This is a genomic window from Chromobacterium sp. FG22 (genome assembly GCF_057809415.1).
The window spans coordinates 119,462-145,907 of the sequence record NZ_JBMDJX010000012.1; the positions used below are offsets into that span (position 1 = coordinate 119,462).

A 26,446-nucleotide genomic window follows, 5' to 3' on the forward strand; every position below is an offset into this window, starting at 1 on the left:
TTTATCCCTGAGTCAGGAACAAGTACAGTTCCACTAGGGGTGGATCGCCACATCTAGCCTAGAAATTTTTTGTGCTCTCCACTAGCATAGCTATTCGGACATCACTCTTCTAGTTTACAGCCTGCACATAGCCAAATCACAACACGCTAGCGCGACTCCACTTCTTTAACATAGGACTGATACACCCCACCCTCAGCCTCCAGCCACAACCTCTCGCACTGAGGGCACCTCAGAACACCTACTCTATCTTTGTCAATTCTTTCAAAAAAACCATCAACATCTAAAGCCTCGTTACTTTCCAATAGGCACGAAATTTCCTCAATATTTTTCTCAGGAATCAAGGCAAGTTCATACGACTCCCATCCCGTAGATAAATTCATGACACAACCACACTTACATCCAAATTTTGGCATCACTCAATCCTCTTTATGGGCCGATCAAATCTAATGATGTGCCCCTCTTTATTTTGAAAAAACAGTTTACTTATGTTTTCAGTGCTAGATTTTCCCCATGCCCTCGCAACAATCTCTTGAATTTCTTTTGGAGCTAAATTCACCTGAATAATAATCGCATTTGTTTGTAGATTTTTCTTTTCAATCATTCTTAGTATTGATTTAGGTGTAACAACAGTAGGAGTATACACATCTACTTTACCTATCCCATCAACCCACAAATCTTGAGTTTTAACACCCTGAACTCCCTTGTCAGATGCTGTAGCCTTATGAGTCACATCATAGCCTAGCTTTGAGAAACCATTCGCAGCTATTAACTCGTTAGCATCAGGCTTGGCATATGGCTCGGTTACCACTTTACCTACCCTCAAAGCTGGTAATTTTTTTACATCCCCATCAACCACTAGACTAGGATCACTAGGCCTAGCCCCCTTAATTGTCCCAACCACAACACTCAGCAATGCTAACTGCTGCGGAGAAATTCCTGCCTCTTTAGCATAGTTGGCGGCGGCATCCGCCAGGACTCCCTGTACTGGGTTGCCTGCCGCCCCCGTCAGCAGAGCGAACCGTTCCTTTTCATTCAATGGCTTACCAAAGATCAGCGTTTCAAAGCCGGCTCTATTATTGGCGCTCATTGCATAGAACTGCTTTTCAAACGGCGTCTGCAGCTCGGGATTCAGGCGAATCTGATCATAATAATAGCGGGTATCCGTCAGCGAGGGAGTCGCACTATTCCCAAATGCCAAGCCTGCGGTATCTACCCCCCCTTGAGCCAAGCCCACGATCTGCTGATACACACCAGCCGCTTGCTCAATCTTCTTCATATGACGATCAAGACATGCTCGATCGTTTCTGCAAGACTCTGAGCGCATTGCATTGGAGTTTGCGTCCGATAGCTTAACGGCGGCCTGTACTGCTTGTTTAATGCAGCTTTCATCTCGATGCAAACGACAATCTTTGACCTTAGACGCTAAGCGAGTGATCTGATCCGCTGCCAGGTAGTTATTCTCCACCTCGTTCTTAGCCGCCTGCGCACCGGTCAACGCCCCAGCGCTATTGCCCCCCGCCAACGAACCCGCCAGGCTACCCGCCATCGTGGTCAACGCTGAAATAGTCTGCTTTTGATCTTCGCTCAGACTATCTGCATTTGGATACAAGGTTTTTTGCAGGTATTCCGCCACCAACGGCGATGCACCAGCACCCGCAGCACCCGCTGCCGCGCTTTCGCCCTTCATCTGCGCCAGCGCCGCGCCCAGCAAGGCGTGCGCCATCACATTGGCTTCTTTGTTGCCGTCGGTCATGTCCTTGACCACGCCGGCCAGGTAAGGCGCGGCGGCGCCGCTGATGGCGGCTTGCACATTGCCGCCGGCCAAGCCTTGCAGCGCGGCGGTAGCGGCTTGCGCGGCCCTTTGGAAGTCGCTGCCAGTACCCCACTTCGCTTGCATTTCTTTATATGTATCGCTTTTCGCGTACTCGGGATTGCGCCGAACCTTCTCGTTTTCCTTCATCATCATCTCTGTGGCGACGATCTGGGTGGCTTGCGCGCCGATCTGGCCTACCAGCTGCGCTTCCTGCAAGCGGTTGAGCTCCTTCTCCTTATCGAAGATCGGGCTCAGGCCGTTGGCGGCGTGTTCGGCGTCGCGGCTCAGGTCTTTCAGGTCTTGTTGTTGCGTGTCCTGGTCGCGGACCTTGATCGCGCCTTCGCTGACCGCGGCGTAGGTGGTGGATTCGGCATGGCCGCTGCTGTTGCCTCCACCCAGCACGCTGCTGGCGCCCTGGCTCATCAGCGTGCCTTTCAGCGAGTCGGTGATGTTGCCGCCGCTGCTGATGCCGAAGCTTTGGCTCTCCACCTTGAAATCCGCCTGGTTGTGCTGATTGCTGAAGCCCAGCGTGCCGGTATCCAGCGTGTTTTTGTCCGCCTTGGCGGTGCTGGCGATCACCGCGCCGTCCAACTGGGTGTGGCGGCCCACCTTGACGTCGAAACCGCCCTGGCCGGCGTAGAGGCCGGTTTGCTCCTGCACGCTGACGAAGTCGCTATTGGCCTTTTGACGGCTGATGCTGATGGAGGCGCTGCCGTTCATGCTGCCGAAGGTGAAGCTGGCGCCGGCGGAAGCGTTGCTCTGCTCGCTGTGGTAACGGTCCTGATCTTGCAGACTCTGCAACGTCAGGTTCCGCCCTATGTCCGCCACCACGGTTTTGCCGCTGGCGCTGGCGCCGGTCAGGCTCGCGTCGCGGCCACTTTGCAGGCTCAGGGTATCGCCGGCGCTGAGCACGGTTTCGTTCCAGCGGCTGCCCTGGCCCTCTTCCTTGCCCCGGCCCTTGTTGGCGTTGGCGAAGATGGAGATGCCGGCCCCCTGGCCAACGCCGATGCTGAAACCGGCGTTCCAGCCGCTGCTCTTGTTGCCGCCGCTTTGAGAGTCTTCATTGCGGCCGGCTTGCAGTTGCAGATCCCGCGCGGCGTCCAGCATCAGGTCTTTGCCGGCCTTGAGACGGCCGCCGGTGACGCTGATGTCGCCATCCTGCGCCTGGCCCTGGGCGTCTTTGGCCCCGCTGCCGGTGGCGGTCAAACTGAGGTTGCCGCCGGCGGTGAGCTGGCTGCCCTGGCTCTGGCTCTGCTGGCGCTGGCTGTGGGATTGGCTTTGCTGGTTGCCCACGGACAAGCTGATGCCGACAAAGCTTTGTTCCGCCGCTGGTTTCATCGCTTCCTGCTGGTAGGCCTGATAAGCCTGGTAGCCTGATAAACCGGCCTGAACGCCTTGCAACGCGGCCAGGCGGCCGCTGGCTTTTTTGCTGTCCTGCGCCTGCTGCACGGCGGTGTTGGCGGCGGCGCCCACCACGCCGGACAGCGCCACGGTGAGGCCGCTCTTGCTGGCTTCGTGCTTCTCGTCGCGCTGATAGCGGTTGGCCACGTCTTCCACGCGAATGTTCTGCGCTTGCACGTCGATGTCGCCGCCGGCAACCAGGTCGGAGCCCTTGATCAGCGCATTGCGGCCGGCGTCGATATTGACCTTGCCCAGCACGCTGCCCACCGTGCTGTTGGTTTGACTGACGCTGGTTTCGCCCACCTGGTCTCGCTGTTTCTGGCTGCCGATGGTGAAGCCGATGCCGCCGCTGCCCAGCAGGCCGGATCGTTTAACGCTTTCGTCGTGCTGCTGGTACTGGCGGTTTTCCGCTGTGGTGACGTTGACGTCGCGGCCGGCGACCAGGTCCACGTCATGAGTGGCGGCCACGCTGCTGCCGGCCACGGTCAGATCCTGCCCGGCTTGCAGGCTGATGCTTTCGCCGGACAAGCTGCTGCCCTTGGCCAGCGTTTGCCGTTCGTCGGTCTGGCTGAGGCTTTGCTTGATGTTGGCCAGGTTTTTGCGAGTGCTGGCGGCTTGCTCCTGGAAGCTGTGGCTTTCTTCCGCCGCGCCCACGCGGATATCCCGCGCGGCGCTGAGCTTGAGGTCGCCGTTGTTGCTGGCGAGTTCGCTGCCCTGCACGGTGAGGTCCGTCTTGCGCGCCTGGATGGTGACGCCTTGCTGGCCGCTGATTTGGCTGCCCTGCGCTTGCGTGTCGCGAATGGCTTGCTGGCGTTGGCTGCGGGTCTGGCCGATGTGATTATTTTCGTAATCGTCGATTTCCACATGGCGCTCCGTCGCGCCGATGTCCACTTGGGTGCCGGACAACAACACCTGGCCCTGATCGCTGGCGACTCGGCTGCCTTGCACGCTCAGTTCCTGGCCGGCCACGGCGACCACGCCGGCTCCGCCGCTGAGCTGGCTGGCAATCAGCGTATCAGCCTGATAGCGCGCCTCCACGCGAGAGCTGGCGCTATCGGCGGTGAGCTTGGTGTTGTTGGTGGTTTTATCCGCCTGCACCGTAAGCTTGTTGCCGGCGCTGACATTGAGCTGACCCTTGGCCTGGGCGCTGGAGCCGGTCAACGTCAGATCCTTGCCCGCGCTCAGGTTGAGCTTGCCGCCGGATTGCAGGCTGCTGCCCTGCGCGGTTTCCCACACGCCGCTGACGGTGGCGACGCCGCTGCCGCCCACGTCGGCGCCCAACGTGGCGTCGCGGTTGCCCATGCTGCCGGCGATCAGATCCACGCTGCCTTCCTTGCGGCTGCGCGCGGCGCCCAAGGTCAAGTTGTTGCTGGCGCTGAGCGTCAGCTGTTCCGAGGCGTCCACCTTGGCGCCCTTCAAAACGATGTCCGCGCCGCTCAGGCTGACGTCCCGCCCGCTGACGGCGGCCTGCCGGGCGGCGTTTTGCAGATTGGTGTCCAGCCTCAGGCTGTCCGCCAACAGCTTGACGGTGTCAGCCTGGATCAGGCCTCCGGTATTGCTCAGAACCTCCGCCTTGGCCACCAGGCTTTGGTCCGCCTGCAGCTTGCCGCTATTGCTCAGGCTGGCGGCGGACAGGCTGAGGTCTTTGCCGGCAATCACCGCGCCGTCGCCGGTGAGGCTCACGGTGTTGTGCGCCAGATAGACGGTGGGCACCAATACGGTTTGCGGGCCGTTGGCGGTGTTGACGGTTTCGCTGACCATCCAGACGATGTCTTGCTGCAAAGCGGCGATTTGCGCCGGGGTCAGCGCCACGCCGGTGGTCAGCCGGAAGTCCTTGGCCACGTTGACGCCCTGGTTCATCAGCGTCTTGAATTGTTCGGTGGCGTCCTCTCCGCGCAGAGACGGGCGGCCGGTCAGCGCCAGGATCTGGTCGCGCACCAGCTTTTGCTCGTAATAGCCGTCGCCCAGGCGCTTGTGCGCGCCCACCGGATCGTAGTTCAACTGCTTCAGCATGTAGTCGCTGCTGATGAAGTTGTTGTACTGGGTGAAGCGACTATCGGTTTCGATCAGATAGGAGGCCGTGGGGCTGGGTTTTTGCTGGAACAGCTGGTTGTTGGGCAGGCGGTCCAACAGGCCAGGCTGGCCTGCGCCGCCTTTGAGCGGACCGGCTTTCGAGCCGGCCGCGGCGGAGCCCGCGGCCGCTGCCACGTCTTGCTGGTCCCAGCGCGCCGGTTCCGCTTCCGCGGCGGCCTTGGCCGCTTCCGCCACGCTGATCTGGGCCGGATTGACGGTGATGTTTTCAATGCTGGGCGCGCGCACGCTGACGCCCTGATGACCGGCAATGGTGGCGTCTATGGTCTGCAAGGCCACCGTTTTGTCCTGGGTGTATGTGGGGTACCAGTGCCGCGTGTTGCGGTCGTAGTGGTCCGTTCCGGTTTCCTGGGTGCGCTCGTTGACGGAGTAAGCGCGGTTGATCACGCGCGCGTCGCCTCCGCCATTGTCCGCCCCGTTGATGGTGACGGCGCCGTTGGCGGCGATGCGGCTGGCGTCGTTCAGCAATTGCCCGCTGACGTTCACCGTCATATTGCCGCCGGCGCTCAGGCTGGCCACTTCGCCGACTGAGATCAGCTTGTCCCGGGTCTTGGTGCCGCTGGCGGAACGGCTGCGCAAGTTGAACTTGTTGCCGGGGTCGACAAAATCCAGCTCCAGCGGATTGATATGAATGGCCGGGTTCCATTGTTCGTTGCTGCCGGACCATACTTCGCGCCACACCGTGTGCTCATAGGGACAGGCGGCCCCTTGGAAGCAGCTGTAACCTTGGTAGAAGGTCATGTCGTAGCCGCCGCTGTCGTTCTTCTTGATGGCGTTGTAATTGACCCAGCGTTCCTGAGTGCCCTGGAAGCGAACCAGGGCCTGCTTCTTGGCTTCATTCACTTGCAGGATGGTGCCGTATCGCGTTTTGGCCGCTTCCGTGTCGTTGACGGGCAGGGATTTGGTCACCGCGGACCAATCCCAGCCGCCCACCCGTTCAAACACATCAAAGTAGTAGTTGTACTTGTACCAGCTATAGTTCTCGCTTTCCGCCGCGCGCTGGATATTAACGTGGGTGCGCTGGTTATTGAACCGGCCGGCGCGGATGGCAATATCGCCTTCGGCTTCTATCGCGGTGGAGATGTTTTCGATCAGGTCGCCGCTGCTCAGACTCAAAGCGCCGCCGCTGTAGATGTAGCCGCTGTCGCGATTGCTCAGGCGGGTGCCGGCGTTGAGGCTCAGGCTGCGGGTGGCGGCCAGCACCGCCTGGCCGCCGTGGTTGTCGATGACGCCGCCGTTCACCGTAACGTCGCGGCCGCTGATCATGCCGCTGTTGTCCAGCGCCGCTGCGTTCAGCGTCAGTTGTTCCGCGTCCAGCCGGCCCTGGTTGACCGCCTGACCGGCGCTATTGATGTCCAGGCGGCCGCTGGCGGCCAGCTTGGCGCCCGCGGCGTTGCTGAAACTGGCCGCTTGCAGGCTGACGTTGCCGGCGCTGGCCCACTGGCTTTCGTTGCGCAGGCTGCCGCTGGTGCGGAAACTCAGCGTCCCCTGGCTAGACAGCGTCTCGCCGTCGCGGAAGACGTAGTCCTGCTGCAAGTCCAGGCTGAGGCCGCTTTGCCCCGCCATTTTGCCGCCCTGGTTGCCCAATTGCCCGGCGGTCAGGCTCAGCGCCTGGCCGCTGTTCACCGCGCCGCCCTCGTTGTGGAGCCGGCTGGCGCTCAGCTTCTGATTGCGATTGGAGATCAGCTTGCCCTGGCGGTTGTCGATCTGACCGCTCAGTTCCGCCTCCAGCGCGCCGGTGGTTTGGATCTGGCCGTATTGGTTGTCGAAACTGCTCAGTCCCAGGCTGACGTCGCCCAGGCTCAGCAGGCTGCCGTAGCGGTTGCTCAGCGTACCGGCCTTGAGTTCCAGCGCGCCGCGGCTGTTTAGCAGGCCGCCGGCGTTGTCCACGGAGGCGGCTTGCAGCGCAAGCCCCTGGTCCGCCACGATCTTGCCTTGCTTGTTGTCCAGCGCGTCGCTGATGGTCAACCGCGTCGCGCCGCCGCTCTGCAGTTCGCCTTCCTCGTTATGCAGCCCCGCCAGTTGGTAATAAGCGTCGCCGCGGCTGATCAGCTTGCCTTGCTGGTTGCTCAGTTGGCCGCCGTCCACCGTCAGATCCATTCCGCTGCTGATCTGGCCGCGCCGGTTGTCCAGCTCGCCGGCGCGCAAGCGCTGGCCCTGGTCCGCCACCAGCTTGCCGTCCTGATTGTCCAGCAGGCCGCTGGCGTCCAGCGCCAGATCGCCCAAGGTCTGGATCTGGCCGCCCTGGTTGTTAAGCCCGCCCAGCGTCAGCGTCAGGCCGTGCTGGCTGGCCGCCGCGCCGCCTTGATTGTCCATCTGGCCCGCCAGCACGGTGATGCGCTCGCCGCCCGCCAGGGTGCCTTGCCGATTGTTCAGCGCGCCGGCGTCCAGCCGCATCGCGCGCTGAGCGCTGATGCGGCCTTCCCGGTTGCCTAGTTCGCCTTGGACCCGCACGGCCAGAGCGCCGCCGCTTTGCAGCTTGCCGCCGCTATTGTCGAGCGCGGCCAGTTGGATATCTCCGTCTCCCAAGCTGACGATGCCGCCGTCCTGATTGCCCAAGACGCCCGCTCGCAGCGTCAGCGCTTGTCGGCTGCTGATCTCGCCGCCGCCGTTATTGAGGCTCGCGGCCTCTATCTTCTGGTCCCGGTTGCTCAGCAACTTGCCCGCGCTGTTGTCCAGCCCGCCATCGGAACGAAGGGTCAACGCGCTTTCGCTCTCCACCTTGCCGCCGGCGTTGTCAATCTCGCCCGCTTGCAGGCCAACGTCCGCGCCGCCGTGGATGGCGCCGGCCTGGTTGTTCAACTTGCCTGTCGCCTTGAGCGTCAGCGGCCCGCCGCCGTCTATCCGCCCCCCTCGGCTATTGTCCAGCTGCGCCGTGTCCAGTTTCAAAGCGGCGCCAGACAGCAGCGCGCCGCCGCGGTTGTCCAGTTCCCGCTCCGTGGTCAGCGTTAAAGCGATGGCGCTTTGCACGGCGCCGCCGGCATTGTCCAGGCTGCCGACGTTCAAACTCAGGTTTCCGTTGCCGCCGATCAAGCCTCCCTGATTGCTCAGATCTTGCCACACGCTCCAGGACTGCGCCGTGTCGCCCAAGGCCAGCAATTTGCCGCCGCCGTTGTCCAGCCGGCCAATGCTCAACGCCAGGCTGTCGGCCTCGATGCGGCCGCCGCGGTTATCCAGCAACTGGCCAATGCGGAAGTCGCCGCTGCCCTGGCCTATCTGTTCCCAAACGCCGCCCAGGTTGTTGAGCGCGGCGGCGCTGGCCCGCCATTGACCGGCTTGAAGCTTGGCCGCGTCGCTGTCGATCTGCCCGCCGGCCTGGATCACCAAGCGGCCGGTGTTCAAGCTGGCGCGGCTGAGGCCCAGCCCGTTCTCCGCCGTCAGCGTCACGCTATCATTGGCGCGCAGTTTGGCGTCGGCGGCCTTGATCGCCGCCGCGTTGAGGTCCAGGCTGGAGCCAGCCAGCGCGTGGCCGCTCAGTTGCAGGCTGTCGCCGGCTTTCAGGCTCAGCGCGCCTGTCGTGCCCACTTGCCCCTTGTCGTCGCTACCGGCGGCGAAATCGCCATTGGCGATGATGTCGCGCGCGCTGACTTTCACATCGCCGGCCGCCGCCACGGTGCCGCTCTGACTCAAGGCGGCGTCGCCGCTCAACTCCAGCTTGCCGCGGCTGTAGCTGGCGCCGCCGTGTTCGATGTCGCCGGCGGCATGGTATTGGATATCGCCGCCGTTTTGGCGGCCGTTCAGAGTCAGTTGGCCGGCGCTGTCCAGCTTCAGTTGCTCGCCGCCGCTCAGTTGTCCGCTGCTGCGCACGCCGACGCCGGCCTCGGTGGCCAACAAGCGGATCTTGCCGGCATACATGCCGCCCAGTTGCGCCACGTCGATGGCGAAGCCGGGCCGTCCGGCGCTGTCCGCCGCCAGGGGCTGAACGTTTTGATGATCTGCGCTGATGCGGTTGCGGCCGGCGCTGACGCTCAGCTGCGGCGCCCAGATGCCGGCCTGCACGTCCACCGCCCGCGCCATCAGGTCTGCGTACTCGGTGCTGCCGGCCTGCATGCCGGCGCCCTCAATGCGGATGACTCCGCTTTCCACGCGGTAGCCCGCCAGGCTGCCGTCCGGATTCAGCTCCGGGCGGCCGGTGGTCAGGGTCATGCGCCCGGCGTTAATGGTGCCGCAGCCGTCGCAGAGAATGCCGGAAGGGTTGGCCACAATGACCTGGGCGCGGCCGCCGGCCACTTCCAGGAAGCCGCGCAGCTGGCTGGGATTGGCGCTGTTGACCTCGTTGAGGATCACCCGCGCCGGCGCGGCCGGATTGAGGTTGGGGTTGCCCTGGATCCACCCGCCCAGTTGGGTCTGCACGCTGGTGCCGCTGTTGTTGAGAATGGCGCCGCCCTTGTCGACGTCGAACTGGCGGTACTGGTTGCGCGACACCCCGGCGGCGCTGGGCGCCTGGATGTTCACTTGCGGCAGACCGTTGGCGGTATTGATCACGCTGGGGCGCTGGGCCGTGGGCGCATTCGGGTCCGCCACGATGCCGCCGGCCAGCGCGGACGCTCCGGCCAGCGCGCACCAGCTGGCCCAGACGATGCTGCGCAGGGTCACGCCCAAGCGCCGGCTTGCCGCCGCGGGCTTGGCGGAGCGGCCGCCGCCCGCGCCCATCGGCTTGACGATCTCGGCGACGGCCATGATCAGGCCCCGCGCGCGGTTGAAAATCAGACGGTAACAAAGACGGTTCATGACCAAAACTCTCGACAAGGACGAGGCCGTCAACGCAAAGCGTTGCCACCGGCCCCGAATTCAAAGATCAAAATTGCAGGTTCAGGCTGAAGCCCGAGGCGGCGCCGGTCTGGAAGCCGACGGGTTTCTGGATAGGCCAGCCGGTGAACATGTCGTAGGACAGACGCTTGAACAGGCTGCCGCGCATGCCGACTGCGCCGCCGGCCAGCTGCCGGCCTATCAGCTGGCTGCTTGCGGCGCCGCCGACGCGCCCCAGGTCCAGGCCCAGATACAGCTCCTGCCCGCTGGGGCCCATTGCCCAGGACAGCTCGTTGCGCCACAGCCAGCCGCGCTCGCTGGACAGGCTCAGATCACCGTCGAAGCCGCGCACGGTGTAGCGTCCGCCAATGGCGAAGCGGTCCTGCGGCACTAGCGCGCCCTTGCTCCACTGCCCGCGCCATTGGCTGTTGAGCCGCAGCTTTTGCGCGCCGATTTGCAGCGGCTGGGTATAGCTCAGGTCCGCGGTCACGATGCTGGCCCGAGAGCCGCCGTTGCCCGTTTCTTCCTCCGGCGCGGGCAAGGCGCCCAGCATGCCGGTGCCGCGCCGCCAGTTGAGGCCGGCGTCCAAGGTGGCGTCGCCCAGATAAGAACGCTGGTTCAGCCCCAGTTCCCAGCCGGCGGTCTGCCGATGCTGCAGGCGGATTTCCGTGTCTTCGACGAAGTTGCGCGATTTGCGCTGGTAGGCGCGCAGGCTGAGCGTGGTCTTGTGCGCCTGGCTGCGATACACCACTCGCGACAGGCTTAGCTGGCTGTTCTCGCTGTCGCCTCGGTATAGGTATTTCTCGTTGGCGCCGGCTATGGTCTGGTGGTAGCGGTAATCGTTGAGGGTCAGGCCCAGCTGCCAATAACCCAGGGGCAGCGAGTAATGCAGCGAGCGGCTTTTGGAGCCCAGCGGGTCATGCTGGAACAAATCCTTGCCCTGACTGTAATAGAACAGATCATTGACGGTGAGCAGATTGTCCAACGACAAGGTGGCGCTGCCCTGGTAGCGGCCGGTGGCGTCGCTGCCGCCGTCGTCCAGGCTCAAGGACAGGCGGATGGGCAAGGTTTCTTTCCAGACGATCACCAGGTCGCTTTCGCCGTCGGCGCCGGCCGGTTCGATCTGGATGTCGGCGTCCGCCGTCGGCACTCGTTTGAAGTTTTCCAGCGCCTGCTCGATATCGCGCAGATTGAGCACGTCGCCCGGCCGCGCCGGCAGCGCGTTGAACCAGCGCGCGCGCCGCGAGGCGGGCTCGGCGAAGCGGATCGCATGAATGCGGCCGGGGATCAGCGTCAACGTCAACACGCCCGGCTTCAAGTCCTGAGGCTTGACCAGCACCCGGGTGGTGACGTAGCCCTGCGCGATCAAGGCGTTCTGCACCCGCTTCATCGCCAGGTTCACCCCTTGCGCGCCCAGACAGCGGCCGGCGGCGTCGGCGGCGGCCAGCGCCCACCGGAAACGCTCGGACAGTTCACCCTCCAGCCTAAGCTCGCGGATGACGAAGCATGGAACTTCGCCAATGGGATAGTCCGCCAGCGCATCGGCCTGGCGCGGCAAGCGCACATCGGGCGCCGCCGGCTGCGCTTGCTCTTGCAGTGTCCGTTCGCGTTCTTGTTGCAAAATCAGCTGTTGGTCAGGGGACGGCAACTCCGCCGGCAGTTTTGCCCAGGCCGGCGCGGCCAGGCAGAGCGCGCTTAGCGATGCGAGCAAGGCCCCGGTTAGCCGCTTGCACAGGCAGGCCACCGGCTTTAATTGAAAGTGCGACACTTAAGAATGCGTTTTTTCTTGAAAGTGGGCGATTCTATGACAAACGCCACTCCAGCCCATCCGTATAACTACGTAATTCGCGGATGTGAATCTTCACGCCAGGCATTCAAAACATTTTGTTTTCATTAGAAATATCAAATAAAAACCATTATCGCCGTGTCTCACCCCACCCTCCCAGCCGGCTTGGCCGGAAAGTGAAAATCACGAAAATCTGAAACTCCTTCAAACCCGCTCCACCCATGATCAAAAGGGCCGGCCGTCGCCGGTCTTTTTTACATCTAGCGCTTACATCTCTTTCCTTGCCGCCGCTCCAGCCGCGTATAATTGCGATGGTATTTTCCGGAGCCTCGTCCATGTCTTTGCCATTCCGCCTTGCGCCCGCGCTTTTGGGTTTCGTCGGCGCCGCCGCTCTTGCCGCCGGCGTCACCACCTTCAGCCCCCAGGGCGAAGTCAAAGAAGTGCAGCAGGTGCGCGTCACTTTCAACAGCAGCATGATTCCGCTGGGCAATAGCGCCGCGCCGGCGCCGTTCGCCTGGAGCTGCGGCCTGAAAGCCAAGGGCCATTGGGTGGACGACAAGACCTGGGTGCTGGACGTGTCGGAAACCCCGGCCGCCAATACCGACTGCCGCTTCACGCCCAAGCCCGGCCTCAAGGACCTACAGGGCAAGGCCGTGGACGCCGGCCTGAGCTTCCGTTTCTACACCGGCGCGCCGGTAGTGGTGGAACGCTGGCCGCGCAACGGCCGCATCGAGGAAGACCAGGTCTTCGTGCTCCAATTCAACGGCGTCGGCGTGCCGGCCTCGTCCTTGTATTGCCAATCCTCCAGCCTGCCGGAGCGCATCCCGGTCCAGCCCCTGCCGGCCGGCGAGCGCGCGGCGCTGCTCAAGCATCTGAAACTGGAACAACAATCCGCCAAGGTGCTGACGCTGCGCTGCGGCCAGCGCCTGGCGCCGGACAGCAAGCTCACCCTGGTGCATCTGCGTGGCGCGGCCGCACCGGACCGGCTCAACTACCAGGTGCGGCCGCCGTTTACCGCCAGCATGAGCTGCCTGCGCGAGAACGCTAAAGGCGCTTGCATCCCGTTCAAGCCCATCACCCTCAACTTCAGTTCGCCGGTGCCGGAAAAACTGGCGATGGCGGTGCGCCTGAGCGGCGCCGGCGCCGAACGCGCGCCCCAGGTGGAAGCACGCGGCAAGGGCGAGCCGGTGGACAGCATCAGCTTCGCGCCGCCGTTCCCGCCCTTGGAAACGCTGACTCTGAAGCTGCCCAAGGACTTTGGCGACGAGGTGGGCCGGCCGCTGGTCAACGCCGAGCGCTTCCCGCTGGCCATCAAGCTGGCCGACTATCCCCCGCTGGCCAAATTCGCCGCCGCGCCGTTCGGCATCATAGAGTCCGGCGCGGACGCGGCGCTGCCCATCACCCTGCGCGGGGTGGAGGGCGATCTCAACATCAAATCCGTGCAATTGGGCGGCCAGGCGCTGCGGCTGAACAAAGACCAGGACATGATGACCTGGCTGGCCAAGGTGCTGCGCTATCACGAGAGCGCCCTGCCCGCCGGCAAGGACAAGACCATAGAAAGCCGTCGCCTGTCGCTGCTGGCCAAGGAGCCAGCCGCCCAGCCGCTGAAGCTGCCCAGCCAGCCGGACAAGCAAGGCAAATGGCCGTTCGAAGTGGTGGGCATTCCCCTGCCCAAGCCCGGCCTCTACGTGGTGGAAGTGTCGTCGCGGCTGCTGGGCAAATCCCTGCTGGCCAGCACCAAGCCCATGTATGTGCGCACGGCCGCGCTGGTCACCAATATGGCGGTGCACTTCAAAAGCTCCAAGGAAAACGCGGCGGTGTGGGTGACCACGCTGGACAAGGGCAAGCCGGTGCCGGCCGCCCGCGTCAACATCTACGATTGCAAGGGCAATGCGCTGTGGTCCGGCAAGACCGACACCAAAGGCGTGGCCGCGGTCAAATCCGTGCTGCCGGCCGGCGAGTGCGACAACGAGGAGCTGTCCGGCCTCTTCATCACCGCCGCCGCCAAAGACGCCAAGGGCAACGACGACGTGTCCTTCGTCCGCTCCAGCTGGAACCGCGGCATCGAATCCTGGCGCTTCCCCTTCCCCACCCAGTGGAGCGACAGCCCCAACATCCTGGCCCACACCATTCTGGACCGCGCCTTGTTCCGCGCCGGCGAAACCGTGTCGATGAAGCATCTGCTGCGCACCCAGGTCAGCCGCGGTCTGGCCCAGCTCAAGCCCGGCCAGCTGCCTCAGCAATTGCGCATCGTCCACGACGGCAGCGGCGACGAAATCAGCCTGCCGCTGAGCTGGCGCAACGGCCGCTACGCGGAGAGCAGCTACGCGCTGCCCAAGGAAGCCAAGCTGGGCGAATACACGCTCTACCTGGAACGCAAGGGCGCGCGCGGTCCGGACGACAAGGACAAACCGTCCAGCCCGGAGCTGGACGGCTACTCGCTGCGCAGCGGTGGTTTCCGGGTGGAGGAATTCCGCCTGCCCACCATGACCGGCCGCATCTCCACGGTGAAGAACGCCGGCATCGCCCCCAAGCAGCTGCCGCTCAATGTGTCCCTGTCCTGGGGCAACGGCGGCCCGGCCAAGGGCTGGCCGGTGGAAGTCAGCGCCATGCTGGCCGACGCCTATCAGCGCATCAAGGGCTATGAGGCTTACAGCTTCTCGCCGCCGCAGCGTCAGCGCGATCAGGCCGAATCCTCGCTGGACGGCAAGGTGCTGCTGGACAAGTCCGCGCTGCAACTGGACGCCAACGGCAACGGTAAGGCCACGCTGGACAAGCTGCCCAAATTGGACCGCCGCTACGACCTGGTCACCGAAGCCGCCTACCGCGACCCCAACGGCGAAGTGCAAACCCTGACCCGCCGCATTCCGCTGTGGCCTGCCGGCCTGCAAGTGGGCATCAGCGTGGACAGCTGGATCACCGCCGGCCGCGCACTGCAGCTCAAGGCCGTGGTGCTGGACACCGCCGGCAAGCCGCTGGCCGGCAAGAACGTCAAGATCAGCCTGCGCGAACACCGCTACCTGTCCAGCCGCAAGCGGCTGGTGGGTGGCTTCTACGCCTGGGACCACAACGAGGAAACCGACGACAAGGGCAAGGTGTGCAGCGGCGGCACCGACGGCCGCGGCCTGATGTTCTGCGAAATCAACCTCAAGGACGCCGGCGACATGGAGCTGATCGCCGAAGCCGCCGACGACAACGGCAATCTGGCGCAAAGCGCGCAATCGGTCTGGGTCAGCAAGCACGACGAGCTGTGGTTCGACGTGGACAACAACGACCGCATCGACATCCTGCCGGAAAAAATCAGCTACGCCCCCGGCGAAACCGCCCGCTTCCAAGTGCGCATGCCCTTCCGCAAAGCCACAGCCTGGCTGGCGATAGAGCGCGAAGGCGTGATCGAAACCCGAGTGGTGGAGCTGGAAGGCAAGAACCCGGTGATCGAGCTCAAGGTCGAGCCGGGCTGGACCCCTAACGTCTACGTCTCGGTGCTGGCGGTGCGCGGCCGCGTGCGCGAAGTGCCGTGGTACTCCTTCTTCACCTGGGGCTGGAAAACCCCGAGCGAGTGGTGGGACGCCTACTGGAACGAAGGCGGCGACTACACCCCGCCCACCAGCATGGTGGATCTGTCGCGGCCGGCCTTTAAATACGGCATCGCCGAAATCCAGGTGGGCGACGCCGCCAAGCGGCTGGACGTGACTGTGAGCCCGGCGCGCAAGAGCTACGGTATCCGTGAAACCGCCGACGTGAGCATCCAGGTCAAACTGCCCGGCGGCAAGCCGGCGCCGGCCGGGACCGAAGTAGCCTTCGCCGCGGTGGACGAGGCGCTGCTGGAATTGCAGCCCAACCGCAGCTGGGAGCTGATGCAGGCGATGTACCAGCGCCACAGCTACGGCGTGGAAACCGCCACCGCCCAACTGGAAGTGGTGGGCAAGCGCCATTACGGCCGCAAATCGCTGCCGCCGGGCGGCGGCGGCGGCAAGGCGCCCACCCGTGAACTGCTGGACACCCTGCTGCTGTGGCAGCCGCGCGTGGTGCTGGACGCCAACGGCAGCGCCCGCGTCAAAGTGCCTATCAACGACGCGCTGACCCGCTTCCGCCTGGTGGCGGTGGCCGACGCGGGCAATGATCTGTTCGGCACCGGCGAAGCCGGCTTCAACGTCACCCAGGACCTACAACTGAGCTCCGGCATCCCGCCGCTGGCGCGCGAAGGCGACCAGTTCAGCGCCGGCGTCACCGTGCGTAACGGCGGCGACAAGCCGCTCAAGGTCAAGGTCCAGGCCGGCGCGCCCGGCCTGCCGGACTTGCCGCCGCAGGAGATCAGCCTGCCGGTGGGCGAGGCGCGGCTCTTGAGCTGGCCGGTGACGGTGCCCAACGACGTCAAGGAACTGAAATGGAGCTTCAGCGCTCAGCAAGTGGACGGCAAGGCCGCCGACAAGCTGGCGGTGCGCCAGGAAATCGAGCCGGCGGTGCCCATCACAGTGGAGCAGGCCACGCTGCAACGCGTGGAGCCGGAACTGAGCATCCCCGTCGCCTTGCCGCCAGGCGCCCTGCCCGGCCGCGGCGGCATCCGCGTCAGCCTGCAGGCCAAGCTGGGCAATGAACTGCCCGGCGTGCGCCGCTGGTTCCAGGACTACCCCTATGTCTGCCTGGAACAGCGCAGCTCGGTGGCGCTGGGTCTGGCCGACGCCAAGCGCTGGGATCAGCTGATGAGCGAACTGCCGCTGTATCTGGACGGCAGCGGCCTCGCCGCCTACTTCCCGCTGGCCGAAGGCGCGCCGGATCGCGGCAGCGACATCCTCAGCGGCTATCTGCTGGCCGCCGCCCACGAAGCCGGCGTCGCCATCCCCGAAGCCCAGCGCGCGCGGCTGCTGGACGGCCTGTCCGCCTTCGTCGAGGGCCGGATCAAGCGCGATCTGCCGCTGGGCCGCCAGGACGCAGACGCCCGCCGCCTGAGCGCAATGGAAGCGCTGGCGCGCTACGGCCGCTTCCGCCCGGCCATGCTGGACGTGCTGGACCTCAACCCGCAGAAGATGAGCACCGCCATGCTGGTGGACTGGCTGGCGCTGCTGAACCGCGCAGCGGACATCCCGCAGCGCGCCGCGCGGCTGAGCGAGGCGGAAAACCTGCTGCGCGCGCGGCTCACCTACCAGGGCACGCGCATGGGCTTCAGCACCGAGGCCAACGACAACGCCTGGTGGCTGATGGGCAGCGCCGACGTCAACGCCGCCAAGCTGCTGCTGACGGTGCGCAAGCTGCCGGGCTGGCAGGCGGATATGCCGCGCCTGCTCACCGGCCTGCTGGGGCGTCAGCAAAAAGGCCATTGGGGCACCACCACTTCCAATCTGTGGGGCAGCCTGGCCGTCGCGCAATTCTCGCGTCAGTTCGAAACCACGCCGGTCAGCGGCCAGACCAGCGCCGCGCTGGGCGGCGCCAAGCTGAACCTGGGCTGGCCGCAGGAAGGCGTCAAGGCGCTGGGCCTGCTGCCCTGGCCCGCGGGCGCCGGCAGCCTGCAGCTCAAGCACGCCGGCGGCGGCGCGCCGTGGGCCACGGTGCAGGCCGAGGCCGCCATCGTGCTCAAAGCCCCGCGCTACGCCGGCTACAGCATCAAGAAAACGCTGAGCCCGGTCAGCCAGAAAACCAGCGGCCAGTACCAGCCCGGCGACGTGGTCAAGGTCACGCTGGAGATCCAGGCGCAAAGCGATATGACCTGGGTGGTGGTCAACGACCCGATCCCGGCCGGCGCCACCATCCTGGGCTCCGGCCTGGGTCGGGATTCCGCGATCAACGCCAAGGCGGACAACGACGGCGACCCCGCCGACTACGTAGAGCGCCGCTTCTCCGGCTACCGCGCTTACTACGGCTACGTGCCGCGCGGCGGCCTGAAAGCCAGCTACGCCATGCGTCTGAACACCCCCGGCGCCTTCAAGCTGCCGCCGACGCGGGTGGAAGCGCTGTACGCGCCGGACGTGTTCGGCATGTTGCCCAACTCGGTGTTCAAGGTAGGAAAAGGGGAAAATTAAGCCGGCGCCCCCTCTTTGGCCAATGTCAAAGAGGGGCGCCGCAAGCGGGCAATGCCTCATGCCCGCACGTCGACCGCTTGCGTTCAAGGCAGCGGTCGCCGCCTCCGGCAGCCGCCGCTTACGGAATGACGATGGACACGCTGAGCACGCGCGTTCCCAGCCTTTCTCCATGGGAACCGTCAGACTTGGGGCGGCCGTAGAGATGGAGCGTGATGCGGAAATCTTCTCGGCCAGAGTCCGTCACATCATGAGCCCAGTAAAAAAACGATGCTTTTTCAGCATGGAGCCGCTCCATATTGATTTCGGAAGTGGCGGCATCCTGCTCGGGCAGCAACTGCCCTCTTTTGCAGAGGCATGGAGCGGTGATCGAGGTGGCTGCTTGCCCTCCGACACGGTCAACGGCATAGGGGATGATGCCCATCCCCTGACTTGGAGAGGCGCTCGCGCCATACCAGCGTATCGTATTCCCCACCCTGGCATCGGGCAGAGACAATAGGAGCAGACCATTCTGTAAACGCTCCTCGACTAGGGTATGACTGGAAAAAACCCGTACCGCGCCTTCATTGACCGCTGCGGGCGAATCCTCCTGCAGACCCAAGACGTTTTGCGGCACGTCCGGTTGCAGCGCCAGGGTCAAGTCGATAACCGGATTCATAATGCATCCTTACAATAGGTGAAGTGCCGGCAAGCTGAACAGTTTGCCGGCACTTCGGTTTCAATGAAATCTGATAGTTCAAGAAACCTGAATAACGGGATCCCAATAGAAATAACCAAGTGTTTTAACTTGATTGCCGCTTACTTGCTCGGTGATATAGAACCAAACCTGATAATTTTCAGTGCCCGTATCCGTTACGTTGCACCCAAGATAGTAGTTTGGAATTTGTTGCGCCGTATAATTCAGCGGATCCACCACTTTGTCCGCATTCTGATTGGGAATGGGCACCCAAGGTCTGGACTCGGTCGGAACCGGGATGGAGGTCACCTGACTGCCGGAGAATTTTTGAATTTTGTAAACGATAACGCTTTGGCTGACGTTTGAAGACAAAGACAGTGCGCGCCACCGGATCACGTCATCCACCTCGGCCTTCACCGCCAAATCAGCGGAAGCTTGTCCGCCTGTTACAAAGCGGCTCTCCGCCACCATATAAACGTCCTGATGGGCGATGCCGGTTGGTTGGCCAGAGTTTTGGCTTGGGCCAGGATACTTGTTGAGAATGGTTTGCGTATCGAACACCATTTCAATGTTGACAATATTGCTCATTCCTTCCTCCACATGTAGATCATTAATTAGGAGAGGCCGCTTCGCCCCAAGGCCTTTTATTGATACAACAGGATCAAGAGAATAGAACCTAGTGCAAATACCTAATTAACAGCATACAAAATATTTAATTGCAGATTAAAATGTTTTATTACATAATATCACAACAACAATCAATTACCGTAAAGACCACATGCAATGCATGCTCCACTTTCATGCCATCCACTCAGCCACAAACTCGGTCTCGCACATGACGCGCATCCTCCCTCTTCGACTGCTGCGCTCTAAACCTCCACGCCAAGCCTGCCTTTGGGAGCAAACCTCCATAAAGGGGGGGCAGTGGCTGGCCGCCCTGATTCTGTGCGGCGCCGCCGCGCCGGCGCTGGCCCAGCCCAGTTTTCAGCAGGTCAAGGCGGAATGGCGGCCTTCGGACGTGGTGGTGCTGGACCGCAACGGCCAGCCGCTGCAGCGGCTGCGGGTGGACAAGCAAGGCCGGCGGCTGGACTGGGCGGGCCTGGCCGATACCTCGCCGGCCTTCCGCCACGCGCTGGTGGTGTCTGAGGACCGGCGCTTCTATCAGCACAGCGGCGTGGACTGGTCCGGCGTGGCCGCCGCGGCCTGGGGCAATCTGTGGAACACCCGCACCCGCGGCGCGTCCACGCTGACCATGCAGCTGGCCGGCCTGCTGGATAACGATCTCAAGGTGGGCCGCAACGGCCGCAGCCTGTGGCAGAAGATGGGCCAGGGCTGGTCCGCCGCCTGGCTGGAAACCCACTGGAGCAAGGCGCAGATCCTGGAGGCCTACCTCAATCTGGTCGGCTTCCGCGGCGAGCTGGTGGGCCTGTCCGCCTTGTCCGCCACCTTGTTCGGCAAACTGCCGGCCGGCCTCAATCTGGAAGAATCCGCCATCGCGGTGGCGCTGATCCGCGCGCCCAACGCCGCGCCGGACAAAGTGGCCGCCCGCGCCTGCCGCATCCTGCAGGACATGCGCCGCCGGCCCAATTGCGCAGCGCTGGCGGTGCGCACCCGCCAGGCGCTGGCGCAGAGCCGCGCCGCCAATCCGCTAGCGGAGCAGGACGCGCCCCACTTCGCCCAAAAACTGCTGCAGCGCCAGCCCTTGACGGCCGGCAGCCGCATCGCCTCCACGCTGGACCTGGGCCTGCAGCGCTACGCCGCCTCGGTGCTGCGCCGCCACCTGGCCGCGCTGGCCCAGCGCAATGTGCAGGACGGCGCGCTGGTGGTCTTGGACAACGCCAGCGGCGACATCCTGGCCTGGGTGGGCTCCAGCGGCCGCGGCCTGTCCAACGCCGCCGAAGTGGACGGCGTCACCTCGCTGCGCCAGGCCGGCTCCACCCTCAAGCCCTTCCTCTATCAGCTGGCGCTGGAGCGACGCTACCTGAGCGCCGCCTCCCTGCTCGACGACAGCCCGCTAAGCCTGCAAACCGGCGCCGGCTTGTACGCGCCGCAAAACTACGCCAAGGACTTCAAGGGCCTGGTGTCGGCGCGCACCGCGCTGGCCTCCTCCCTCAATGTGCCGGCGGTGCGCGCCATCGAAATGGTGGGCCCCAACGCGCTGCGCGACCGCCTGTACCGGCTGGGCCTGAGCAGCCTGCAGCAGGACGGCGACTATTACGGCTTCAGCCTGGCGCTGGGCGCCGCCGACATCCGCCTGCTGGAGCTGGCCAACGCCTACCGCACCCTGGCCAACCAGGGCCTGGCCAGCCCGACCCGCTGGACGCTGGCGGACCCCAAGCCCAAGTCGCAGCGGCAGCTGGACGCCGCCAGCAGCTTCATCATCGCCGACATCCTGTCCGACCGCACCGCGCGCGCGCGCACCTTCGGCCTGGAAAGCGCGCTGTCCACCCGTTACTGGAGCGCAGTGAAAACCGGCACCAGCAAGGACATGCGCGACAACTGGGCGGTGGGCTTCTCGCGCCAGCGCACGGTGGCGGTATGGGTGGGCAACGCCGCCGGCGAGCCGATGTGGGACGTGTCCGGCATGCACGGCGCGGCGCCGGTGTGGCAGGCGGTGCTGGACCGTGCGCAGCAAGGCGCGCCGGCCTCCCTGCCGCCGACTCCGCCGCCCGGCGTGGTGAGCCAGAACGTGCGTTATGAAGGGGATGTGGAAGCCAGCCGCCGCGAATGGTTCCTGGCCGGCACCGAACGCGCGCTGATCGTGCCGGAGCGCGGCAGCGCCGCCAGCCAGACGCCGGGCATCGCCGCGCCGGTGGACGGCAGCGTCTACGCGCTGGACCCGGATATTCCGCCGGCCAATCAGCGCCTGTTATTGCGCGCGCGCGGCGTGGCCCGCCCGCAATGGTGGCTGAACGGCAAGCGCCTGGGCGCCGGCGCCAGCCTGGCCTGGTTCCCCTGGCCCGGCCGCCACGCCTTGGAACTGCGTGACGCCAAAGGCCTGGTGGTGGAAAAGATCCGTTTCGAAGTGCGCGGCGCGGTGGCCGCACCTGGCCGAAAGGCCGGCAAGCCCGGGCCCCGCGTCAACTAATAGCGGCAAACGCCGCGCCATGCCGTACACATAAATGGCGAGTCATTCCCATTTCAACGACAAGGAGCGGCATATGAAATATTCATTCGAAAACCTGGCGCTGTCCGGAGGCGGCGTCTGGGGCATCGCCTACCTGGGCATGCTGGCGGAGCTGGAACAGGCCGGCGCGCTGGCGCAGATCCAGCGCGTGGTCGGCGCCTCCGCCGGCGCCATCTCCTCCATGCTGATCAGTTTCCGCCTCAGCGCGGCCAAGACCCAGGAACTGTCCGACTCCCTGGACTACAGCAAGATCCCGCAAAAAGCGGCTGATCCGGCCACGCCGCAACTGCAGGCCGCGCACAAGGCCTTCCAGGCCCAGCTGGCCCTGCCGCCGCACGCCAAAAACATCTCGCTCGAAGACTTCATCTGCCTGCTGCGCCTGTTCAACAAGAAAGGCTGGTATTCCAGCGACTACTTCTACCACTGGCTGAAAGGCGTGGTCGCCAGCCAGTTCAAGGACGGCCGGCCGGACAAAAAATACACCTTCGCCGACTTCGCCAAGCCGGCGCTGCACAAAAACGACCAGCCCTTTCGCCAGCTCCACGTGATAGGCTGCGACGCCAACGCCCATCAGGCCAGAATATTCTCCGCCGAGCTGACGCCGGACGTGGAAGTGGCCGAGGCGGTGCGCATCTCCATGTCCATCCCCTTCTTCTTCGAAGCGCAAAACTTCAGCTACCCCGGCCAGCCAGCCGGCGTATTCGTCGACGGCGGCACCATCTGGAACTACCCGATCAACTTCTTCGACGACAAGTACCCAGCAAAGCCCAAGCAGGGAGAAGATGAGGAGGAGGAGAAAACCTTCGGCGCCCGTTTCGACGCGCCGCCGGGCAAGCCGTCATCGGACGCCAACCTGATCCAGCACATCCAGAACATCGCCCAGAGCGCCTGGCAAGCGCAAAACCTGAACTATCAGTATTCGCCGCGGGATCAGGCGCGCAGCATCAATATCCCCACCGAAGGCGTCTTGGCCACGGACTTCAATATCAAGACCGGCGACGACAAGTATCAGCGGCTATTCCAGGCCGGCGCCGCCGCCACCCGCGCCTTCCTCGCCAGCTGCGAAAGCTAAGAAGCGGCTCAAAGACTCGCGAGCAAGAGCGAGACAAGGCGTTGCGGCTGAGAAAGCGGAATGGTCAAGCGGTACATGAGCATTTCGAAGGTGTTTTCAACGCCGTATCGCCGCAGCGCAGCAGATCGTAACAGCCGCCCGCGCCTGACGGCGCGGGCTACGCTCACTCCGCGGCCAGCAAACGCCAGCGCTGATTCGCTCCGCCGTGGCAGCTCCATTGAATCAGTTGCTGGCCGGCCAGGGACGAGGCATTGGCCACGTCCAGGCATTTGCCGGCCTGCGCGCCCGCCAGGCTGTACGCGCCGGCTCCGTCCGCCTTCAGGCTGAAGCGCTGATTGGCCTGGCCGCTGCACGGCCACTGAATCAGCTTGCCGCCGTCCTGCTTGGCGCCGCCCTCCACGTCCAGACACTGCCGGGAATGCGCGGCGATCAATTGATAGCCGCCGCCGCTGGCGGCCAGCTGCCACACCTGGTTTTGCCCGGCGGCGGCCTGCTGAACGACGGCCGCGCCGGCGGACGCGCTATTGTCCTTGACCGTCAGCCACAGCCCGCTGCTCAGGGACTGCAGCCGGTAAGACTTGCCCGCCTGCGGCCCGACGGCGCTGCTGTCTATCAGCTTGCCGGCGCGCGCGTCGCTGCGGTCCAGCACATCGGTCACGGTCAGATTCACTTGCAGCTTGGCCGGCGTCGGCGTTCCCGCCGGCAGCTTCAAGCTGGCCGTACGGCGCTCACCGGCGATTTCGCCGCCCTGCGCCAGGATCTTGCCGCTGGCCGCGTCGCTGACGCTGAGCTGGTATTTGAACTGAGGCGCGCCATAGGGGCTGGTTTGCCAGCTCGCCGTCACCGCGCGCGCGGCGGCGTCGTAAGCGGCGTTCAACTGATCGATCTTGGCCGGATCCGCTTCCGGCGCCGCCGGACGCCGGGCGGTGGAAATCAACGGCGATTGGAAGCCGGCCAGCGGCGCGCCCTGCTGCATCACAAAGCGGCCCTGCGCGGACACCGCGTGTTGCTTGGCCTGAGCCGGCGTCAGTTCCGTGACGGTGGGCGTGGCGCGATTGATCGCCTGCCAGCCCTGAGCGCCGCGCGCCCAGACATCGTAATACTCGGCGCTGCGGGTCACCTCCTTGGCCTGGCCGCTCCAGTTCTCGATGAAGCTGTTGGCGGACTGGGCGGCGAAGTCGATATTGGCTGCCGGGAAATCGAAAGTGGCGTGATGGGTCCAAATCCGCGTGGCTGCATCCCGCGTCCACATGCCAAAGTAAGTGTGGCCGTTTTGCTGCCAATTGCGCACCAGGGACGTTACCGGCTGGCCCAGCGTCCACTTGGTCTGCAAATCGAAATACTTCAGCCCCTCGCCCTCGCCGCCAAAGCGTTCCACCTTGGCGCCGGGCTTGGCGTACACCGCGCGTATCGGCACGCCGTGCACCGACACCGGGTCCCAGATTGAAAAGATATAGGCCGGCGCGCCGTTGTTGTGGCTCTGAATGCCGGTATAGCCGCCGGCATCGCGGCCGCCGTTCCACCCCAGGGTCTCGTAATAAGTGTGCTGATGCGTGTTCAACACCTTCACCGTCATCATCAGGATGTCGGCGGACACATTGGGATAGTTGAGATGGGCGGACCCGGTGCCGGCCAGCGCCGGCGCAATGGGAACACAGACAAGAGCCAAGCGGGCGAGACCGCGGCTGAATGAGTACATGGCAACACCATTATTCAATAAGGGAAACCAAGGCCGGCCGCATACGACAACGGCCTGCCGCCAAAACACTTAATAAGTGAGTGAACGACAGGCCGTCGGGTTCCGCCCCTGCGGCGGAATGGCACTATTTACACAGGCTCAACGCTGGATCAGATAACGTATCGTCGGGCCGTCCTGCTGGATTTCCAGCACGGTGTAGCCATGGTTCTTGGCGTCCAGCGGGATGTTGTTGATCGACTGCGGGCAATCGGTCACCACCTCCAGGATTTCGCCCGGCTGCAGCTGCGGCATCGCCTCCAGCGTGGCCACCGCCGGATACGGGCAGGGCTCGCCCATCATGTCCAAACGGTAATTTGGGGTATAACTCTGCTTGCTCATGCCGCCTCCTTGCTGAATCTAGCCGCCTGCGCCTTATTGGCGAAAAAGCGTTTTTCCCACCACATCACCGCCAGCATCGCCAGCGCCAACATCGCGTAAGTGAGCACCAGGCCGCCTTGCGGGCCAAACACCGCCAGCAGGTTGACCTTGGCGTAATCAGTGGCCACCGCCGGCGCGATATCGTCCCACCACGCCGCCAGCAAGGTGGCGCCGACGATATTGCCCAGCCCCACCCACCAGTAATGCACCTGGCCCTCCACCGCGCGATACATCCAGCCGGTTTCGCAGCCGCCGGCCAGCACGATGCCGAAGCCGAACAAGACCCCGCCTATCACCGCATTGGGGCCGGCCCACAGAATCTTGGGCGGCACGCCCAGCTGCACATAGCTGTACACGCCGATCACGCTCACCGCCATGCCGGCGATGATGGCCTTGGCCATCTGGGTGCGGCCGGTCAGCCACAGATCACGGAAGGCCGAGGTGAAGCACACTTGCGCGCGCTCGATGATCAGACCGAAAGCCAGGCCGAACAAGGCCGCCAGTCCCAGCTTGGGCATGGAGAAGGTGCGGGCCAGCGCCCACAGCGTGAAGGCGACGAAAATCAGCATGCCCAGGCGGAAACGACGCCGCGCCTGGTCCTCGCGCTGCTGCAAGGGCTGCGGCGCGCTGACTTTCTGCAGCTTCACCGGAATGCGGAACACCGGCAGCATGGTCACGCGCGCGCCCAACCAGGAACCGGCCGCGGTGGCCAGCGCAAACAGCCAGGCATGCAGGGAAAACTGCGGAATGCCGGTGAAGAAGGCCGCCAGATTGCAGCCCATGGCCAGCCGCGCGCCAAAGCCGGCGATCAGGCCGCCCAGCACCGCCTGCGCAATGCGGACGCGATGATGCGGCATGCGCAGCTTGACGTTGTTGGCCCACAAGGCTGCGGACAGGCAGCCGGCGAACATGCCTATGATCATCATGCCGTCCACACGGTCCAGCGGCGTGCCCTCAAGATGGATCACCTTGAAATAGCCCCAGGTTTCCGGATGGAAGCCAAACAGCTGCAAGGCGTGGCCGCCCCAGCGCGTGAACTCCCCGGTCACCGCCCAGAAAGTGCCGGTAATGCCGAAATAATATGCGGACAACACCCCGGCGGCGATCACCGCCGGCACCGGCGCCCAGAAGCGCACCAGGTATTGCGTCTTGAAATCCTGCCAAGTCATGGCTCAGACGTCTCCCAATAAAAAAACCTGCCCGCGGGCAGGGTCAAAAATATACGGTTGGCATTGTAGAACAGTGCGTGAACCATGTCAGCGCCGGATTGTCTCACCCGCCGCCTATCGCAGGCAAACCCAAAGCCGGCCGGACTTGATCTGACGCGGCACGGCGGACGCGCATCGGGCTTGCCGGCTGGTACTGATTAAAACCAAATCCCTTTGGCATCAAAGCCTTTGTGCGGAGCAGTAAAAACACATAGAATAAGCTCGCTTTTTAACAATAACTATCAACAGCTATCGCGTAAGCCACGATGCCGCCGCTACGGCGCCTGAACGCTTGCTCGCAAACCTTCGCCAGATAGAGCCCTGAACCCATGGACTTAAGCACCCTGCTCGCCAGCTTCGCCTCCGCCTTCAACCAGGACCAGCGCCTGCTCA

11 protein-coding genes are annotated in these 26,446 nt (G+C 64.0%); 3 read left to right on the forward strand and 8 right to left on the reverse strand.

The window, feature by feature from the left end:
* Positions 1-146: 146 nt before the first annotated feature.
* The 3 genes from ACODSD_RS13820 to ACODSD_RS13830 all read right to left on the reverse strand — a co-directional run bounded on the left by ACODSD_RS13820 (position 147) and on the right by ACODSD_RS13830 (position 11,822).
* Positions 147-413 carry a hypothetical protein gene (locus ACODSD_RS13820; protein ID WP_488877610.1) on the reverse strand — a complete coding sequence of 89 codons (267 nt, stop codon included), beginning with the start codon at positions 411-413 and terminating at the stop codon, positions 147-149.
* A complete protein-coding gene (locus ACODSD_RS13825; RefSeq protein ID WP_488877611.1) occupies positions 413-10,036 on the reverse strand; it encodes a hemagglutinin repeat-containing protein in 9,624 nt (3,207 codons plus the stop codon). Before ACODSD_RS13825 ends, ACODSD_RS13820 begins: the two co-directional genes overlap by 1 nt.
* Before the next feature lie 67 nt (positions 10,037-10,103).
* Positions 10,104-11,822, reverse strand: coding sequence for a ShlB/FhaC/HecB family hemolysin secretion/activation protein (locus tag ACODSD_RS13830; protein WP_488877612.1), 1,719 nt, complete (start codon positions 11,820-11,822; stop codon positions 10,104-10,106).
* Positions 11,823-12,175: 353 nt separating this feature from the next.
* On the opposite strand from ACODSD_RS13830, the gene ACODSD_RS13835 reads away from it, so the two are divergent.
* Positions 12,176-17,857, forward strand: a complete 5,682-nt coding sequence (locus tag ACODSD_RS13835; RefSeq protein ID WP_488877613.1) for an alpha-2-macroglobulin family protein — start codon at positions 12,176-12,178, stop codon at positions 17,855-17,857.
* A 118-nt stretch (positions 17,858-17,975) separates the two neighbouring features.
* On the opposite strand, the gene ACODSD_RS13840 is transcribed toward ACODSD_RS13835, so the two are convergent.
* Entirely contained in the window at positions 17,976-18,512 is a 537-nt protein-coding gene (locus tag ACODSD_RS13840) for a hypothetical protein (protein ID WP_486637148.1), read from the reverse strand.
* Between the two features lie 78 nt (positions 18,513-18,590).
* On the reverse strand, positions 18,591-19,118 hold the full coding sequence (locus tag ACODSD_RS13845; RefSeq protein ID WP_486637147.1) for an inclusion body family protein: 528 nt from the start codon (positions 19,116-19,118) through the stop codon (positions 18,591-18,593).
* Positions 19,119-19,365: 247 nt separating this feature from the next.
* On the opposite strand from ACODSD_RS13845, the gene pbpC reads away from it, so the two are divergent.
* Positions 19,366-21,618: a penicillin-binding protein 1C gene (gene pbpC / locus ACODSD_RS13850; RefSeq protein WP_488877614.1), complete on the forward strand. Its 2,253-nt coding sequence runs from the start codon at positions 19,366-19,368 to the stop codon at positions 21,616-21,618.
* 73 nt (positions 21,619-21,691) lie between these two features.
* Positions 21,692-22,729, forward strand: a complete 1,038-nt coding sequence (locus ACODSD_RS13855) for a patatin-like phospholipase family protein (protein WP_488877615.1) — start codon at positions 21,692-21,694, stop codon at positions 22,727-22,729.
* A 163-nt stretch (positions 22,730-22,892) separates the two neighbouring features.
* Here ACODSD_RS13855 and ACODSD_RS13860 read toward each other — a convergent pair whose 3' ends face one another.
* From ACODSD_RS13860 to yedE, 3 genes are all read right to left on the reverse strand, one after another.
* Positions 22,893-24,428 carry a DUF3472 domain-containing protein gene (locus tag ACODSD_RS13860; RefSeq protein ID WP_488877616.1) on the reverse strand — a complete coding sequence of 512 codons (1,536 nt, stop codon included), beginning with the start codon at positions 24,426-24,428 and terminating at the stop codon, positions 22,893-22,895.
* Between the two features lie 138 nt (positions 24,429-24,566).
* On the reverse strand, positions 24,567-24,806 hold the full coding sequence (gene yedF / locus ACODSD_RS13865) for a sulfurtransferase-like selenium metabolism protein YedF (protein ID WP_019100738.1): 240 nt from the start codon (positions 24,804-24,806) through the stop codon (positions 24,567-24,569).
* Positions 24,803-26,014, reverse strand: a complete 1,212-nt coding sequence (yedE, locus tag ACODSD_RS13870; protein ID WP_227108292.1) for a selenium metabolism membrane protein YedE/FdhT — start codon at positions 26,012-26,014, stop codon at positions 24,803-24,805. The genes yedF and yedE overlap by 4 nt, the downstream gene beginning before the upstream one ends.
* Positions 26,015-26,446 lie beyond the last annotated feature (432 nt).